Source organism: Anaerococcus obesiensis ph10 (assembly GCF_000311745.1).
Classification (GTDB): domain Bacteria; phylum Bacillota; class Clostridia; order Tissierellales; family Peptoniphilaceae; genus Anaerococcus; species Anaerococcus vaginalis.
Genome location: NZ_HE978532.1, coordinates 91,420 through 107,449 on the forward strand (window position 1 = coordinate 91,420; position 16,030 = coordinate 107,449).

The 16,030-nt window shown below is 28.5% G+C and carries 15 protein-coding genes and 1 pseudogene; 2 read left to right on the top strand and 14 right to left on the bottom strand.

The window, feature by feature from the left end:
* Window positions 1-56 precede the first annotated feature (56 nt).
* From HGAG_RS06525 to HGAG_RS06580, 12 genes and pseudogenes are all read right to left on the bottom strand, one after another.
* Window positions 57-704 carry a Crp/Fnr family transcriptional regulator gene (locus HGAG_RS06525; RefSeq protein ID WP_019118409.1) on the bottom strand — a complete coding sequence of 216 codons (648 nt, stop codon included), beginning with the start codon at window positions 702-704 and terminating at the stop codon, window positions 57-59.
* Window positions 705-787: 83 nt separating this feature from the next.
* Window positions 788-1,042, bottom strand: coding sequence for a putative Se/S carrier protein (locus HGAG_RS06530; RefSeq protein WP_019118410.1), 255 nt, complete (start codon window positions 1,040-1,042; stop codon window positions 788-790).
* A pseudogene (locus tag HGAG_RS10760) lies at window positions 1,042-2,317 on the bottom strand (double-cubane-cluster-containing anaerobic reductase). Before HGAG_RS10760 ends, HGAG_RS06530 begins: the two are co-directional and overlap by 1 nt.
* 1 nt (window position 2,318) lies before the next feature.
* Window positions 2,319-3,056 (bottom strand): hypothetical protein, encoded by a 738-nt coding sequence (locus tag HGAG_RS06540; protein ID WP_019118411.1) that lies wholly within the window; start codon window positions 3,054-3,056, stop codon window positions 2,319-2,321.
* Complete coding sequence (locus tag HGAG_RS06545) at window positions 3,053-3,802, bottom strand: acyl-CoA dehydratase activase (protein WP_019118412.1); 750 nt, start codon at window positions 3,800-3,802, stop codon at window positions 3,053-3,055. The genes HGAG_RS06540 and HGAG_RS06545 overlap by 4 nt, the downstream gene beginning before the upstream one ends.
* Window positions 3,803-3,972: 170 nt before the next feature.
* Window positions 3,973-5,589, bottom strand: a complete 1,617-nt coding sequence (gene hcp / locus HGAG_RS06550) for a hydroxylamine reductase (protein WP_019118413.1) — start codon at window positions 5,587-5,589, stop codon at window positions 3,973-3,975.
* Window positions 5,590-5,820: 231 nt separating this feature from the next.
* A complete protein-coding gene (locus HGAG_RS10765; protein ID WP_208853645.1) occupies window positions 5,821-7,176 on the bottom strand; it encodes a glycoside hydrolase family 1 protein in 1,356 nt (451 codons plus the stop codon).
* Between the two features lie 75 nt (window positions 7,177-7,251).
* Window positions 7,252-8,535 carry a PTS sugar transporter subunit IIC gene (locus tag HGAG_RS10770; protein ID WP_019118415.1) on the bottom strand — a complete coding sequence of 428 codons (1,284 nt, stop codon included), beginning with the start codon at window positions 8,533-8,535 and terminating at the stop codon, window positions 7,252-7,254.
* Window positions 8,536-8,538: 3 nt separating this feature from the next.
* Window positions 8,539-9,864: an alpha-L-fucosidase gene (locus tag HGAG_RS06565; RefSeq protein WP_019118416.1), complete on the bottom strand. Its 1,326-nt coding sequence runs from the start codon at window positions 9,862-9,864 to the stop codon at window positions 8,539-8,541.
* A 7-nt stretch (window positions 9,865-9,871) separates the two neighbouring features.
* Window positions 9,872-10,192, bottom strand: coding sequence for a PTS cellobiose transporter subunit IIB (locus HGAG_RS06570; protein ID WP_019118417.1), 321 nt, complete (start codon window positions 10,190-10,192; stop codon window positions 9,872-9,874).
* Entirely contained in the window at window positions 10,167-10,523 is a 357-nt protein-coding gene (locus tag HGAG_RS06575; protein ID WP_019118418.1) for a PTS lactose/cellobiose transporter subunit IIA, read from the bottom strand. The genes HGAG_RS06570 and HGAG_RS06575 overlap by 26 nt, the downstream gene beginning before the upstream one ends.
* An 8-nt stretch (window positions 10,524-10,531) precedes the next feature.
* Window positions 10,532-12,412 carry a BglG family transcription antiterminator gene (locus tag HGAG_RS06580; protein WP_019118419.1) on the bottom strand — a complete coding sequence of 627 codons (1,881 nt, stop codon included), beginning with the start codon at window positions 12,410-12,412 and terminating at the stop codon, window positions 10,532-10,534.
* 141 nt (window positions 12,413-12,553) lie between these two features.
* Here HGAG_RS06580 and HGAG_RS06585 point away from each other — a divergent pair, with 141 nt between their 5' ends.
* Together HGAG_RS06585 and ald are read left to right on the top strand one after the other, a co-directional pair.
* Window positions 12,554-13,369, top strand: coding sequence for a Cof-type HAD-IIB family hydrolase (locus HGAG_RS06585; RefSeq protein WP_019118420.1), 816 nt, complete (start codon window positions 12,554-12,556; stop codon window positions 13,367-13,369).
* A 73-nt stretch (window positions 13,370-13,442) separates the two neighbouring features.
* Complete coding sequence (gene ald, locus HGAG_RS06590) at window positions 13,443-14,555, top strand: alanine dehydrogenase (protein WP_019118421.1); 1,113 nt, start codon at window positions 13,443-13,445, stop codon at window positions 14,553-14,555.
* Between the two features lie 38 nt (window positions 14,556-14,593).
* Here the strand turns inward: ald and HGAG_RS06595 are convergent, their stop codons facing one another.
* Both HGAG_RS06595 and HGAG_RS11735 read right to left on the bottom strand, forming a co-directional pair.
* Window positions 14,594-14,938, bottom strand: a complete 345-nt coding sequence (locus HGAG_RS06595) for an SdpI family protein (RefSeq protein WP_019118422.1) — start codon at window positions 14,936-14,938, stop codon at window positions 14,594-14,596.
* A 129-nt stretch (window positions 14,939-15,067) separates the two neighbouring features.
* On the bottom strand, window positions 15,068-16,024 hold the full coding sequence (locus HGAG_RS11735) for an FGGY-family carbohydrate kinase (protein ID WP_019118423.1): 957 nt from the start codon (window positions 16,022-16,024) through the stop codon (window positions 15,068-15,070).
* Window positions 16,025-16,030: the final 6 nt, after the last annotated feature.

The window sequence follows — 16,030 nt, forward strand, 5'->3', positions numbered from 1 at the left end:
ATTATTATATCAGATTACAGCAACAAAATAAATTATTTTGTATAAAAATAAACTTTTTACAATAAATTTTTCAACAAGTCCTTGTCCAAAATATAAATTTCTCTTCCCTTTATTTTTATTATATTTTCATCTGCCATATTTGATAATTCTCTCGAAAGTGATGGTCGTGTTGTTGCTAGAAAATCTGCTAGTTCTTCTCTAGTTTGGTCTAAAATAATTTTTCCATCATTTTCTTCTATCAATAAATAATTTCCTATTTTTTGTCTTAGGGTAAATTGATTTGTTATTTGATTTTTTTGGCTTAAAACAAGACATTTTTTGCTAATTAAATCTATATAATTTAGCAAAAATGATTTTGGCATGGTTTCATTTATCAATTTTCTAAATTCTTTTATTACTATTAATTTTGATTTTTTTTGAACATAGGCTGAAAAATCGTAAGGTTCTTTTAGGTAAGCATAAACTTCCCCAAAAATTGCTTTTTGATTGAATGTTTGAATTATTGATCTTTTCCCATTTGCGTCAAATTTCGCGACTAAAATTGAGCCTTCTATTAAAAAATATAAATCTTCTTTTATATCGCCTTGTTTAAAAATATATGAGCCTTTTTCATAAATTTTTTCTTCGATTTTTATTTTTTCTTGTAAAAATTTCAAATCTTTTTCTGATAAATTTTTAAAAATTGGTATTTGTCTTAAATTCATTTTCCACCTCTATTAAAATTATATCTTTTATTAAATTTTTTCAAATTAAAAAGCGATGAAGTTTTTTCTCCATCGCTTTTTGCTTATAAAAATTTATTTCTTTTTGTATTAAAATCTAAATTTGATTCAAAAATTTCATCAATTTTTATCTTATTTTCTTTTGCCAATGGCTCAATTTTTTCTAAATCTTCCTTATTGTATAGATAAACTGATACTCCACAAGCATGGCTAGCCTGTCTTGGTGTTGGCGCAAGGCTTGCTTTTATTTTTTCTTTTCTTAAAATTTCTAAAAGCTCTGTCGCAATCATTGCATTTTCTACTAGAATAAAATATTTCATTAGTCAAGCATTTCTATAAATGCACCAATTCTTGTTTTTAATTGTTCTGCATCTTCGTCTGTGTAGTCTGTTTCTATTCCAATGCAAGGAATATTTTCTTCTTTTAATCTTTTTTCTACAAAATATCCTTCTGTATCGTAAATATTACAGAATTTAAGGTTGATGTCGATTACTCCATCGGCATTGTATTCGTGATATAGTCTTATTATATCATCAATTCTTGATGTATTTGGTGTAAAGCAAGCACAATTTATACTTCCCAAGTATCTTTGTGCAAGATTTTTAACTTCTGTATCCAAATCGCCCTTTGTTTCGTCTACTGGATTTTCTATATATCTAATTCCTGTACACAATTCTTCTCCAACAACTGCTCCACCGTTTGTTTCAATTATTTGGTGTAATTTCCAGTTTGGAATTGAAAGTGGAGTTCCTGTAAGAAGAATTCTTTTTGTTCCTTTTTTAAATACTGATACATTTTCTTTAACTCTTTTGTCAAGTTCATCGCAAAGTTCATTTACTTTTTGGGTAAATCTTACTGGATCATCGAAAAATGAAATTTGTGTAATTAAAAGTGTATCTCTTCCTGAAATTGGAACATTATCTAATTTTCTAAAATCGTATAGTCTTTGCATTGCACGTCTTTTGTTATTTATCATTACAATTGCATCGTGCAAGCTTTCTGCTGTTACTTTATTTCCTGTTAATTCTTCTAATTTATCAATATATAATTTGATTTCTTTTTCCCATTTTTGGAAATCTTCGTCCCTTTTCATTTGTGGAATATCCATTATATACATTGGGGCATCTTCTGCCAAAATTTCCCAAGCTTTTTTCTTGCCATCGCAAGTTGTTTCTCCAACAAATAAATCTGCTATTCTAAAAAATGGACAAGTTCTATCAAATCTTGCACCAAGTGATGCTTTTATCAAAGGGCAAGTTGCTGTTGGCAATTTTTTCTCTCCACCTGGAACCCAAAATTGTGAGCCTGAGCAAAGTCCTGTAGAAATTCCATTTGCTGCCCAAACAACTTCTTCTGGAACATGGATACAAAAACTTCCTATAACTTTTTGTCCATTTTTTTTGAGCCTCAATCAATTCAGCAGGTCTTACTCCGTGAATATCTGCTGTAACTGCATTAAAATAATCCATTTTTTCTGGTCTGTTTTCTTGTGATAAAAAAACATCCCCAAAAGCTTGTGGTAAAACTTCACACAATAAATCGTGCTTATCAAGATCCATACTCAAATCGTCCCACATTTTATGATTTTTATCCATTTTATATCTCCTCATAAGTTAAAATTTTATCCGCCTTATAGATACAATTTTTGAAAGTAAAATCTGGTTTTTTTGATTTACTTATTTTATAATTTTCGTAAACTTTTTTGTCGATAATATCGCTTATAGCAAATGGACAAGTTGCTTTTATAATTTTTCTTTTTATGTTTTTCTTTTTATATTTGGATTTTATCTCTAATAAAAAAGAAATTCTATCATCTAAGTTTTTAATAAATCTTATGTAAAATTCTAATTTATAAAGCAAAGTCCCACTAATATCACTTTCTTGTAAATCTTTTAATATCTGATTAATTTTTTCGATTTTTCCAAGACTTTCAAAATATATTTTTTCATCAAAATTTCTATTGTCCAATTTTTCAAGAAATTTTTTTAAATCTTTCTCATAAACAATTTTTTTGTTAGTATTTTTTTCCAAATACTCATTAAATTTCTTGCAATAATCATCAAGAACAAAAAATTTTGAAGAATATATCAAGGGGCATTTTTTAGTTTTTAGATAGGCAATTGTAGAATTAATTGGATCACATACATTTTCTAATTTGTAGTAATCAAATATATAGCTATCAAGTCCAATAATTGGGTAAACAATAAAACCATAAGAGATTAAGAGAGCATCAAACTTATCTGAAAAAACTCCAACTACATTGTCATTTTCCATTTTTGCATATATTGCATCCACATAGGCTTCTCTTCTCAAATCTTCTAGTTTTATGTTCATAAAATAGCAGCTCCAATCGCTCCCGCAAATCTGCCATCGGGATGACTTTTAACACTACTGTTAAGTTTTTCTTCCAAAGCTTTCATTATGTATTCATTATTTGAAAAACCACCAGTAAGAAAATATCCATCAGTATCAGATTTTTTTTGAGCAAGTTTTGAAACTTTTGACACAATAGAATTTATAACCCCGCTTGCAATATCTTCTCTTTTTGTTCCTTTGCCCATCAAAGAAACAACTTCAGATTCTGCAAAAACTGTGCAAGTTGAAGAAAGTTCTATGTCCTTGCCTTTCTTTGCCATTTGAAAAAATTCTTTCAAATCAAGACCAAGCCTGTTTGCCATTACTTCCAAAAATTTCCCAGTTCCAGCCGAACATTTATCATTCATCAAAAAATCCACAACCCTATCTTCGTTTTGGACAATTATTTTTGTATCTTGTCCGCCAATGTCGATTATAGTTCTATCTTTTGAGCCCAAAAAATGTGCGCCCTTGCCGTGGGCAGTAATTTCTGTAATAATTTTATCAGCAAAATCTACGGCAATTCTTCCATAACCTGTAGCTGTGATATGACTTTCTTTTCTATCATATCCCAACTCTTCTAGCTTTTTGATTATTTTTCTGCCAGTTTCTTTGCTATTCCATCCGCTGCTTATAACTTCTTTATAAAGTATTTCATTTTTTTCATTATTTAGGACAACATACTTACTAGCAGTTGATCCAATATCTATACCAATATAATACATATTACCTCTCTACGTTTATGATAACATACAAGAAAACTTTTTCCAAATTTGATTTAAAAAATTTTCCAAAATATTTAATTAAATTTTAATTTCAAAATAAAAAATTCCCCAAAAAAATTTTTAAATTTTGGGGAAGTATTTTTAAATGTATATAAATTTATTTTTTCTTTTTATGCAGTAATTATTTCCAAATCTTTTTCTACATTTGTAATTGGTGAAATATTAAAATTTTCTACCAAGAAATTCACAACTGTTTTTGACAAAAATGCTGGGAGAGTTGGTCCAAGATGAATATTTTTCACTCCTAGACTTAACAAAGCCAATAAAACTATTACAGCTTTTTGCTCGTACCATGCTATATTAAATTCAAGTGGCAAATCATTTACTGATTCAAGTCCAAAGGCATCTTGTAATAAGAGTGCAGTTTTTACCAAAGAATATGAATCATTACATTGACCAGCATCTAAAACTCTTGGAATTCCATTTATATGACCAAGATTTAATTTGTTGTACCTATATTTTGCACAGCCTGCTGTCAAAATCACATAATCTTTTGGTAATTTTTCGGCAAATTCTGTGTAATATGATCTGCCCTTGTGTCTTCCATCACAGCCTGCCATTACAACAAATTTTTTAATATTTCCAGCCTTAATTTCTTTTACTACATCTTCTGCAAGTGCTTCAACTTGATTGTGAGCAAAGCCTCCAACAATTTTTGTATTTTCTAAATTTTCTGGAGCCTTGCAAGATTTTGCCATCTCAATAATTTGAGAGAAATCTTTTTTGCCATTTTCATCCGCTTCTATGTGTTTTGCACCAGGGTATCCTGCATTTCCTGTTGTAAATAACCTATCAAGATAGTCATTATCTTTTTTAAGTGGAACTATACAATTTGTTGTCATCAAAATTGGTCCATTGAATTTTTGGAATTCTTCATTTTGACTCCACCAAGAATTTCCATAATTTCCATGGAAGTGGTCATATTTTTTGAATTTTGGATAGTAGTTTGCAGGTAACATTTCTGAGTGAGTATAAACATCTACACCAGTACCCTTTGTTTGTTCAAGCAACATTTCCATATCGTTAAGGTCGTGACCTGAAATTAAAATCGCAGGATTATCTCCAGCAGAAAAATCTACTTCAGTGATTTCTGGATTTCCAAATTTTTCTGTGTTTGCCTTATCCAAAAGCTCCATTGCCATAAGGCCATGTTTTCCAGTTTCCATTGTTAAATTTATTAAATCATTAATATCTTTATCATCTTTTAAAGTTTTTTCCAAAGTTTGGGCGATAAATTTATCAACTTCTTCATTTCTATAGCCCAAAACATTTGCGTGATGATTATAAGCAGCCATTCCTTTTAAACCATAAGTTACAAGTTCAACCAAAGACCTTTCATCTTCGTTAATTATATTTAAAACTCCAACTTCAATAGCTTTTCTTTTTAGCTCATCCCTATCATCACTTGTATATTTTGCTGCATCAGATAAATTTTCAAGTTTATTTTCTTCAATTAATTTATCCTTAGCCTTTAAAGTTTTTTCTACTTTATCTAAAATATCTTCCTCATCAAAATTTGCATTTGTAATTGTTACAAACATATTATTTGAAATTAAATCATAATATTTAGAATCAACTTCTCCAATTTTATTTACAACCTCACTAAGTCCTTTTGTAACATAAATTAATAAATCTTGGCTGTTGGCAGTATTTTCATTTTTCCCGCAAACACCAACTCTAGTACAGCCCTTGTTGCCGGCTGTTTCTTGACATTGAAAACAAAACATAATAAAATCCTTTCTTTTTTTTATCTTACTTACATTCTTATAATACAAAATAAAAAATATTTAATCGGTAACTTATGTTACAAGAAGTTAAAATCTGGTTTCTATTTTCAATTTTTATCATTAAAAAATTTTTAATTCCTAAATAGTTTTGATTGGTATGTGAAAAATTACAGTACAAAAACTTAATAAAAAAGATACTACCAATTAAGGTAGCATCTCATAAAAGGTTTTTTATTTTAATAGAAATTTTTTAACCATAATTTTCAATGAAATTTTTGTACCAATATCCGCTTTTTTTATTTTTCTTTCGAATGTATCAAAGTCTACGCCTATTAGTCCATATCTTTTTTGATACCCATTTGTCCATGATAGTAAATCAATTGCAGACCATACGTAATAAGCACTTATCTTTATATCTTTTTTTGCTTTTAAGTACTCTATTATTTCTATATGCCTTTTTATATAATAAATTCTTTCATCATCTTCAAAATTGCCATATTTATCAGGCTGATCATCAAATCCCATTCCATTTTCAGCGATTATAATTTCCATATCTTTATAGTCATTTTTAATGTGAAGTAAAAGATCTGATAAGCCTTTAGGATAAATTTCCCAATCCCATTTAGTATACTGCCCTCCTGGAACTTTTATAAAATTAAATTTATCTTCAATAAGTTTTGAATCCAAATTTTTTGCTTCTATCACTCTTCTCATATAGTAATTTATGCCTAAATAATCGCCTATATTTTCTTTCATTAATTTTTTATCTTCTTCTGTTATTTGTGGTGAATTAAAATTACTCTTACAATATTCTAGCATATTTTTTGGATATTCCCCTGTTGTCGCTGGAGAAATATACCAATCGCATAAATAATCTTTTGCAAAATTTAAAGCTTCAATATTTTTTTCATTTTTTTCTAACAAATAACATGGCATCGGGTTTAATACTATTCCAATTTTTCCACTTAATTTCATTTGTCTAAATAGTTTTATAACTCTTGCACTTGCAACATTAAAATTATGAGATACTTGAAGAGCTTCCTTATAAGAATTTTTCATTTGTGGTGGATGGCTAGCTTGAACATATCCTTCTATAACTTCTGACATAGGTTCGTTTATTGTTGCCCAAAGTGGAACCTTATCTCCAAATTCTTCGAATAAAATCTTCGAATAACTAACAAAGTTATCTATAACTTCTTTATTTAACCATCCACCTTTATCCATAAGAGCTTGTGGCAAGTCCCAATGATATATTGTTACAAATGGAACAATATTATATTTTAATAGTTCATTAATTAAATTCCTATAATAATTTAATCCTTTTTCATTTATTTTACCACTTCCATTAGGTAATATGCGTGCCCAAGAAATAGAAAATCTATAAGTTTCAAGCCCAATTTCATGAAATAATTTTACATCTTCTTTCATACGATTATAATGGTCTACTGCAATATTTCCATCATAACCCAAGTCATTTTTTTCATAAAAAACATCCCAACTTGTTAGACCTTTTCCATCTTCTCTAACAGCTCCTTCAACTTGATAAGCAGCTGTTGCAGCTCCCCATAAAGTTTTATTCTTTACCAACTTCTTTTTCCTCCTTTAGTAATTGTTTCTCGTATGTTTTGAAAAATGGATACCACATCAAAATATCTAAAACAATTAAAAAATTATCCAAAAGAAAGCTATGATACTCATAGTTGCTATAGCTGCACCTATAGGTGCTGGTGTTGTCCAAGGAACATAAGTATAAGTTTTTCCTAAAATATCTAATTTCATCACAATATATGTTAAAATTCCATTAACAGTTTGAACTCCAATAAATGGTATCGCTAATACTGGATTTAAAACAATAGGAACACCAAAAATAATTGGTTCGTTAATGTTAAATATAGATGGTAAAATTGCTAACTTACCTAATGTTCTCATTTGTTTATCTTTACTTCTTAGCATTAAAATATTTAATCCTATAGTAGCACCTGCCCCACCTAATATCATAAAAAATGCACGGAATGGTTCAGTGTAAATAAATTCTGGTGCTAAACCTTTTGTTACAGCTTCTGCATTTGCTGCTAAATTTCCTAATTCAAAAGCTCCAACTAAACCACTTACAATTGATGAACCATGAAGACCAACTACCCATAATAATTGAGTTACAATTGAAATCAAAAATATTCCTACTACTGAATCGACAGCAAATACAAAAGGTGAGAATAATTTCTTTATTAAATCTGGAATTAATAATCCACCAGTTAAAGATTGTACTAATAAACTAATCAAAAAAATACCAACAACATTAACTACCAAAGGAATAATTGACGCAAATGATGCTTTAACTGGTTCTGGAACAGCATCTGGCATTTTTATAAGAAGTCCCCTATCTTGTAAAAATCTTGTTGACTCCGTTACTAACAGTCCTATAATTATTGCTGTAAAAATTCCTTCTGCTCCCAAATAATTCATTGGTAAAGCCATACTTTGTCCTTCAAGAGCTTTTTCAATAGTTTTTGATTTGTTTAATATATCTGAAAATACAACAAGATTTGAAGGTGCTGATGTTATAAGAAATGAAACTGCTGCAATAATCATTGTATTCATTGATTGCATTTTATAATGTTTAGCAAGTGAGTTTGAAATTGCCATACATACAAATAGAGCCATTAAACCCATTGATGATCTAAACAAAAGTTCTATTCCTAAACCATGCTGTATTGCCCATTGCTTCCATGCAATTAAAAATTTAAAAAATATATTTGTAGGTTTCATAGTTTCCAAATTTACAGGAGGTGATGTTACAATTAATGTCATTCCACCCAATAATGCCACAGGTGTAGCAGCTACCATTCCATCACGAATAGCTTTTAAGTGAGGTTGATTTGAAATTTTTGCACCTAAAGGAACTAATTTATCGTTTAAAAACTTATTAAATTTGTTATTGCTTTCCATTTTTTACTCCTTTTTATTTTTTCTTAAAACTATTACATCATAATTAATAATTTGATTATAATATTCATACTTATTATTTATTAAAAGTTTTCCATCACTAATTTTGCAATTATTTTCTACTCCCAATACATCTACATTATTTCCTATTTCTTTCAAAAATTTATTTTCAATTTTAAATTCATTTTCTTTTTGCGGATTTATGAAATAATAATTAAATTCTTCATTTGTAGTACTATTAATAAATTTAAAATTTGCTCTAGTATTAAATATGGCTTCTCCACAAAATTCTAGCCATCTTCCTACTTCTTTTAGCCTTTCGACCTGTAATGTTGGTATTTGTCCATCTGCTCTTGGTCCAATATTTAATAAAAAATTTCCACCTTTAGAAACAGTTTTATATAATTTTTTAATTATTTCTTGACTTGTTAAATAGTCTTCTAGTTTTTCTAATCTATTATATCCGTATGATTTTCCTATCCCCCTACTTTCTTCAAATATATGATAACCTTCTAAAACCTTATCATTGTATTCGGTTGAAAAATAATCACCGTGCTTTCCTTCCATCCCTTTATAAAATCGATCATTAACTACTACTTCGTCTTTTACTGGAGATTTGTTGTACAACCAGTATAAAAATTCTCTAATTTTAACTTCATCTTCCGTTAAATCCCATTCTCCACCATCGGCAAATATTAAACTAGGCTTAAATTTATTTACAATTTCATATAATTGTTTTTGCAGTACTTCTTTTAAATAAACTTCCTTAGATAATCCATATTTTTTTACATCTTTCATTGGTATGAAATATCTTCCATCACATCTGTGAGATGGTACACTCTCCCAATCAATAATTGAATAATAAAGCCCAAATTTTATGCCTTTTTTTCTAATAGACTCTGACAATTCTTTTACTAAATCTCTATGAGGACCTATGTCTGCACTATTCCAATTGACTTTGTGAACATTATCTGTTTTCCATAAACAAAATCCATCATGATGTTTTGATGTGAGTACAGCATATCTGGCTCCTGAATTTTTTATTATTTCAGCAAAAGAATCAGGATCAAATAATTCAGCTTTAAAATCATATCCAAATTCCCTATACTCTTTATTTCCATAAACTTTTTTATGAAATGAATCTTTATTATCGCCATAATTTCCATAAACTGTGGCATAATACCATTCTGCATAAGAACCAAATTGTTTATCAACTACAGTTTTATATGAAGGAACGCTATATGGACCCCAGTGGATAAAAATTCCGAATTTTGCATTTGTGTACCAATCAGGCAAAGAACGATTATCTAAATAATCCCATGAATTTTTCATTCTATCCTCATTTATCAATATTTTCTAGGATAATATTTTCCATATTTTTGACACCCATAGGTGTTGGGGCATAAGCATTAAAAGGTGTTTGAGCTATAATTTTTCCAAATTCGTCTGCATTTTTCTTATATTCATCAAAATACATTCTAATTTGTGGGCTCAATAGTATCATAGAATACTCATCAGATTTAAAAATATTTTCACTATTTGAAATTGTAGTTGCTTCTACATATATTTCATGTCCATCCTTTTGCAATTGCTTAGTTACTTCTTTTGCCATTAAAGAACTAGATAAACCTGCATTACATACAAGAATTACTTTTTTCATATTCCCCCTCCATTTTTTGTAATTTTTTATTTAATTTTATCCACCTTTTTGCATTTTCCATTGCCATGGTAGCCATTGTAAGATGATCTTGTGCATGGACTAATATAATGTTTATTTTATTTTTTTCTCCATTTGCTTCTTCTGTGAGCATATTTGTTTGAATTTCATGGCATTTTATAAATTCATCGTTAGCCTTTTTTAATAAAGATTTAGCCTCATCAAACTTATATAATTCTGCAGCATCCATAGCTTCTGATGATAAGCTTCTACTTTCTCCAGCATGGACAATTATATTAAAGACTAACTCGTATACTTTTTGATTTTCATCCATAAAACTACTTATTCCTCCTTTAAAAATATCTTCATAAATTTTATTTTATCGTCAGCTGTTAGCGATTCTGATATAAGATTTCTATTTGATAAAAAATTTCCGAGTTTCTCATAGTAAAATTTCATATCTCCTATATCTTTTCCGATTACCAAGCTATAAATAAGCCTAATTTTTCTACCGTTCCAATCTATCGGTTTTTTTAAGATTATAATTATTGAATATGACTTTCCATCAACCTGGTCAAATATGTGTGGTATAGCAATATTATCAAAAGATGTTTGACCCATCTTTTCTCTGTCTATCAACTGTTTTAAAGCTTTATCATTTGGAAAATTTGATTTTGTAGAAATTTTTTCTGCTATATATTTTAGAACTTCATCCTTGTTTTTAAATAATCTATCTTTAACAAATATTGAGTTTGAAAATATATTGTATATCTCATCTAGATTAGAATTCTCAAATGCTAATTTCAATTTATTTAAATCACTTTTTGAAAAAATAACATCTACATATATTACTGACCTATCAAATTTATCGCTAATATTTACTGATGATATGATCAAATCATATCTATCAATATCAAATTTTTTTAAATTTCTAACATCTGTTGTTGCTATGTTCTCAATATTTCCTTTAAATTGTTTCATAAGTTGTGATTTCATTATTTGAGCAGAAGAATTGCCTGATCCACATACTATAAGAATATTTTTCTTATTAGATGAATTATTACCGATTGCAGCCATTATATGTAATGCAATATATCCTATTTCGTCATCTGATAATTTTGTCATATATTTATCATTTATTATGTTTGAGCCGATTGTCGCTAACATAAAAGAAATCTTATCTTTTTTTATATCTTCAAGTATAGGATTTTTCATATTAAATCCATATTTTATCCTATATATTAAAGGTCCAAGATGTGTTGCTAAAGCAAAATAAAATTCTATGTTTGATCTGAAATCATATTTTGATACCTTATATATCTCATCTATTATATCTTGAGATAACTTTAAGATTTCTGAAGATAATTTTTCTTGATCCCTAATCGTGTTTTTTGCAATTAGGTGCATGGTTATATATACTAATTCTTGATTTGGAATTTCTATTTCTAGTTTAGCTTTTAAGCTATCAACAATTTTATTTGCAATTTTGAATTCTTCGTATGAAACAAGCTTTTTTTCTACTGATTTTGGCAATTTTACATATTCTTTTTGCTTAATTCTTAATATAGAAATATAGATATGGATAACTAAATTTTTAAAATTAACATAAGGCATATAGTAATCTTCACCAAAATCTATATTATCTATTATTTCTTGAATTTTATTAAAAAGCTCTTTATTTTCATCACCATCAAAAAGTTTTGGATCTACTCCTATTTCATTTTTTATTGCAAGTCTTATATTTTTCTCGCTACCTTCAATTTTCATTCCATAATATGGTTTTGAAATTAAATCTAGCTTGTAATTATTCAAAGTTTTTTTTATTATTGGTAAATCTTTATTTATTTGTGACTCACTTACATGAAAACTTTCAGCTAATTCATATTGCTTAATATATGAACTAGAAAATAAAAACATTCTCAAAATATTTTCGTATCTGCTATCTTTATCACCTCCATCTTGTTGAAAGTAAGCATATTTATACCAATCATTTTTTAGGAAACTTTTAAATTTATCTTGATCCTTAATTTTGAATTTAAATCCCTTCCCTGTTTTAGACTCTATTATCGCTCCCTTATCTTTAATTACTAAGTTCAATAGATCTATCTCTTTTCTTATAGTTTTTGAAGATAATTCCATTTCTTTTCCTATATCTTTAGAGGTGTGATAATCATAGTCTAAAGTTAAGTAGTCGAATATTTGTTTCATTCTTGTTTCAATCATTTAACCACCTCGTATAAATATTATAATAATTAAAAAAACAAATCTCCACACAAACATTTTCCTCATACTTATGGAAGTTTGATTTTTGAATTATATAATTTCTCTAATATAATTATAAGATAAGAGAATAAAGGAGTAATTATGAAAAAAATTATTGCAGTTGATATAGATGGTACTTTGTTAAATTCGAAAAGGCAGATTACTGAAAAAACTAAAAATGCTTTGATTAAGGCGCAAGAGCTTGGTCATATTGTTGTTATTGCATCTGGGCGTGATCCTCTTGGGGTTTATCCTTTTGCGGATATTTTGGAATTTGAAAAATATGGTGGGCTTATTTCTAATTTTAATGGTGGAAGAATTACTAATTATAAAACAAAGGATGTGATTATTAATCATCCTATGGATTTTGACCTTGCAAAAGAAATTTTGCAATTTAGCGAAAAAAATCTTTTTATGCACTATATTATTTACACTGAGGATAAAATTATTACAAGCTCTTCTAAAACTTACAAGCTTGAGGAAATTTGTCAAAAAGCCTTTACTCATTATGAAGTCATTGATGATTTAGCTTATAGTTTGGATTTCGCTCCTAATAAAATTTTATTTTCTCAAGATCCTAACTTGATTGATGATGATGCAAAAAAATTAATGGATAAATTTTCTAATAAAACTACTCAGGTAAAATCTACTCCTTATTTTTATGAAATTATGCCAAAGGGAATTGGCAAGGGAGAAAGTCTTGTTGAAATTGCTAAATATTTTGATATGGATATGAAAGATGTGATTGCTTTTGGCGATGAGGAGAACGATCAAACCATGATTGAGATGGCAGGCCTTGGTGTAGTTATGGAAAATGGTGCTAATTTTATGAAAGAAAAAGCTGATTTTATTACAAAATCAAATGATGATGATGGAATTGCTTACTATTTGGAAAAATTTGTTTTTAATGAAAAATAATTAAAATTTTTGATTTTTTATTTGATTTGGGTATATTTTAATTGAGATATTTCGAAATATATAAGGAGGAAATATGATAATAGGAATACCAAAAGAGATTAAGGACCAAGAATCTAGAGTTGCAACTGTGCCTGGCGCTGTTGCGGAATTAGTTAAAGCTGGTCATGAAGTTTTAATTGAAAATAATGCTGGTTTAAATTCTGGTATTACAAATAAAGATTATGAAGATGTTGGCGCAAAAATTGTCGATTCAGCAAAAGATGTTTGGGAAAAATCTGATATTGTTTACAAGGTAAAAGAGCCTTTAAAAGAAGAATATAAATATTTAAGAGAAGGTTTGATTTTATATACTTATCTCCACCTTGCAAGTAATGAAGAATTAACAAAAGAATTAGTCGATAAAAAAGTTACAGGCATAGCTTATGAAACTTTAAAACTTGATAACAAATTACCACTTCTAGCTCCTATGAGTGAAATTGCTGGAAGAATGGCTGTTCAAGAAGGTGCAAGATATTTAACAAAGCCCGAAGGCGGAAGAGGAATTTTACTTCAAGGAGTTCCAGGAGTAAGACCTGCTCACGTTGTAATTGTTGGAGCTGGTACTGTTGGAGCTGGAGCTGTAAGAATTGCTGTAGGAATGGGCGCAAGAGTTACAGTTTTGGATGTAAATATTGACGCTTTGAGCAGATTACAAGATATTTTCCCAGATAAAATAGAAACACTCTATTCAAATCCTATAAATATTGAAGATTCTGTTAAAGATGCAGATTTAGTAATCTCAACAGTTTTAATTCCAGGAAGACGTGCTCCACAACTTATCAAAGAAGATATGGTAAAACAAATGAAAGATGGCTCAGTAATAGTTGACGTTGCAATCGACCAAGGTGGTTCAACAGATATTACAAAAGGACATCCAACAAGCCACACCGATCCAGTTTTTGTAAAACACGGAGTAATTCATTATGCTGTTGCTAATATTCCAGGAGCAGTTGCTATGACATCAACTTATGCCCTATCAAATGCAACAACGAAATATATAAAAACAATAGCAAATCTTGGACTAAAAAATGCCTGCGAAAAATCTCCTGAAATAATTTCTGCAGTTAATACTTACGATGGATATGTTACAAACGAAGGAATAGCAGAAGATAACGGCTACGAATATAAAGAATTAAATATAAAATAGAAATTAAAAAGGGACTGTTTGAAAATGAAATAATCATTTCAAACAGTCCCTTTCTTATTCACAAAATATAATTTTATTTCACTAAGCACACTAATCAAAATCAAAAAAACAATTTGAATTCCAATTAAAATCAAAACAATTTTATCATTCAAATCATATTTGTAAAAAACAAACAAGGTCATAACCATACTAATTATCCCAAAAATCAAAGACAATTTGCTAGCATAAAGATTTCCAATTTCCCAATTTTTTTCATTTTTCATAGAAAGCCTAGTTCTAAAACCAGACCACTTAGAAATTTTTTTATAAGCCTTGTTCTTTAAGAAAAAATACATAAAAAAGAAAGAAATAGGAATAATCAAACATACAAAAAATAAAAACATACCACCCTCCAAGTTTTATTACTTTACTTATACCCAAACTTAAAAAATATGATTTTAAATTTTTTCAAAAATTTCATTCAAAAAAAATCTATATGCCGAATAAGACATATAGATTTTTAAATTTATTTTTTACCTAATATTATCATCAGCAAATCTTTGAATAGGCAAATATTTTTTGTAATCATTTAAAAATTTGTCAAAGCTTTTTATTATTTTATCATCAGCAAGCTCGGTATATTTTGATTGATTTGCAAACAAAAACTTTTCCAAAAAATCATCCAATGATTTGTAATCATCTTTTTTATCCATATACATAGCTAAGCAAGCCATTCCCCAACAACCGCCTTCACTTGCTGATTTGTATATAGAAACATTTGTATTTAAAGCTGATGCAACAATTTTTTGCATAACTTTTTTTGTTTTAAAAACGCCTCCATGAGCATACATTTGTTTTATTTGTATATTTTCTTTTTCCGTCAGTATATCTTGACCAATTCTAATACTTGCCATAATGGAGTAAAGATTTGCCAATATAAATTTTGAAAGGCTTGGAGTATTAGACTTATCTCTAATTATCATTGGTAAGCCATCAAGCACCTTATTAATAGGCTCTCCTGATAAATAATTAAAAATAGTAAAACCACATTCATCATCAACTGCTTCCAAGGCTTTATTGAATAAATAGGAATATATTCCTCCTTTTTCAGAAAAATCAATTTTTAAATCTAAAGCAAATTCTTTAAAAATATTTAACCACGCATCAAAATCAGCCGTACCATTATTACAATGAACCATAGCAACTGGTTTGCCATCAGGTGTTGTAACCAAGTCTATTTCTTTATAATATTTTTCTAATTGATGATCCAAAACTATCATAGAAAATATAGACGTACCAATAGAAATATTTCCTGTATTTTCTCTAATAGTATTTGTTGCAATCATACCAGTCCCTGCGTCGCCTTCTGGTGGACAAAAATTTATTGACGCCTTTAACTCTCCATCAATATCTAATATTTTCGCTCCTTTTTCTGTAAGCTTTCCTGCACACTCCCCTGCAACCATAACTTTTGGCAAAATATCTTGCAATTTTAT

Excerpts from the sequence above, each read along its gene's own strand:
- HGAG_RS06525 (WP_019118409.1), bottom strand. The coding sequence starts at position 704 with ATGAATTTAAGACAAATACCAATTTTTAAAAATTTATCAGAAAAAGAT.
- HGAG_RS06530 (WP_019118410.1), bottom strand. The coding sequence starts at position 1,042 with ATGAAATATTTTATTCTAGTAGAAAATGCAATGATTGCGACAGAGCTT.
- HGAG_RS06540 (WP_019118411.1), bottom strand. The coding sequence starts at position 3,056 with ATGAACATAAAACTAGAAGATTTGAGAAGAGAAGCCTATGTGGATGCA.
- HGAG_RS06545 (WP_019118412.1), bottom strand. The coding sequence starts at position 3,802 with ATGTATTATATTGGTATAGATATTGGATCAACTGCTAGTAAGTATGTT.
- hcp (WP_019118413.1), bottom strand. The coding sequence starts at position 5,589 with ATGTTTTGTTTTCAATGTCAAGAAACAGCCGGCAACAAGGGCTGTACT.
- HGAG_RS10770 (WP_019118415.1), bottom strand. The coding sequence starts at position 8,535 with ATGGAAAGCAATAACAAATTTAATAAGTTTTTAAACGATAAATTAGTT.
- HGAG_RS06565 (WP_019118416.1), bottom strand. The coding sequence starts at position 9,864 with ATGAAAAATTCATGGGATTATTTAGATAATCGTTCTTTGCCTGATTGG.
- HGAG_RS06570 (WP_019118417.1), bottom strand. The coding sequence starts at position 10,192 with ATGAAAAAAGTAATTCTTGTATGTAATGCAGGTTTATCTAGTTCTTTA.
- HGAG_RS06575 (WP_019118418.1), bottom strand. The coding sequence starts at position 10,523 with ATGGATGAAAATCAAAAAGTATACGAGTTAGTCTTTAATATAATTGTC.
- HGAG_RS06580 (WP_019118419.1), bottom strand. The coding sequence starts at position 12,412 with ATGATTGAAACAAGAATGAAACAAATATTCGACTACTTAACTTTAGAC.
- HGAG_RS06585 (WP_019118420.1), top strand. The coding sequence starts at position 12,554 with ATGAAAAAAATTATTGCAGTTGATATAGATGGTACTTTGTTAAATTCG.
- ald (WP_019118421.1), top strand. The coding sequence starts at position 13,443 with ATGATAATAGGAATACCAAAAGAGATTAAGGACCAAGAATCTAGAGTT.
- HGAG_RS06595 (WP_019118422.1), bottom strand. The coding sequence starts at position 14,938 with ATGTTTTTATTTTTTGTATGTTTGATTATTCCTATTTCTTTCTTTTTT.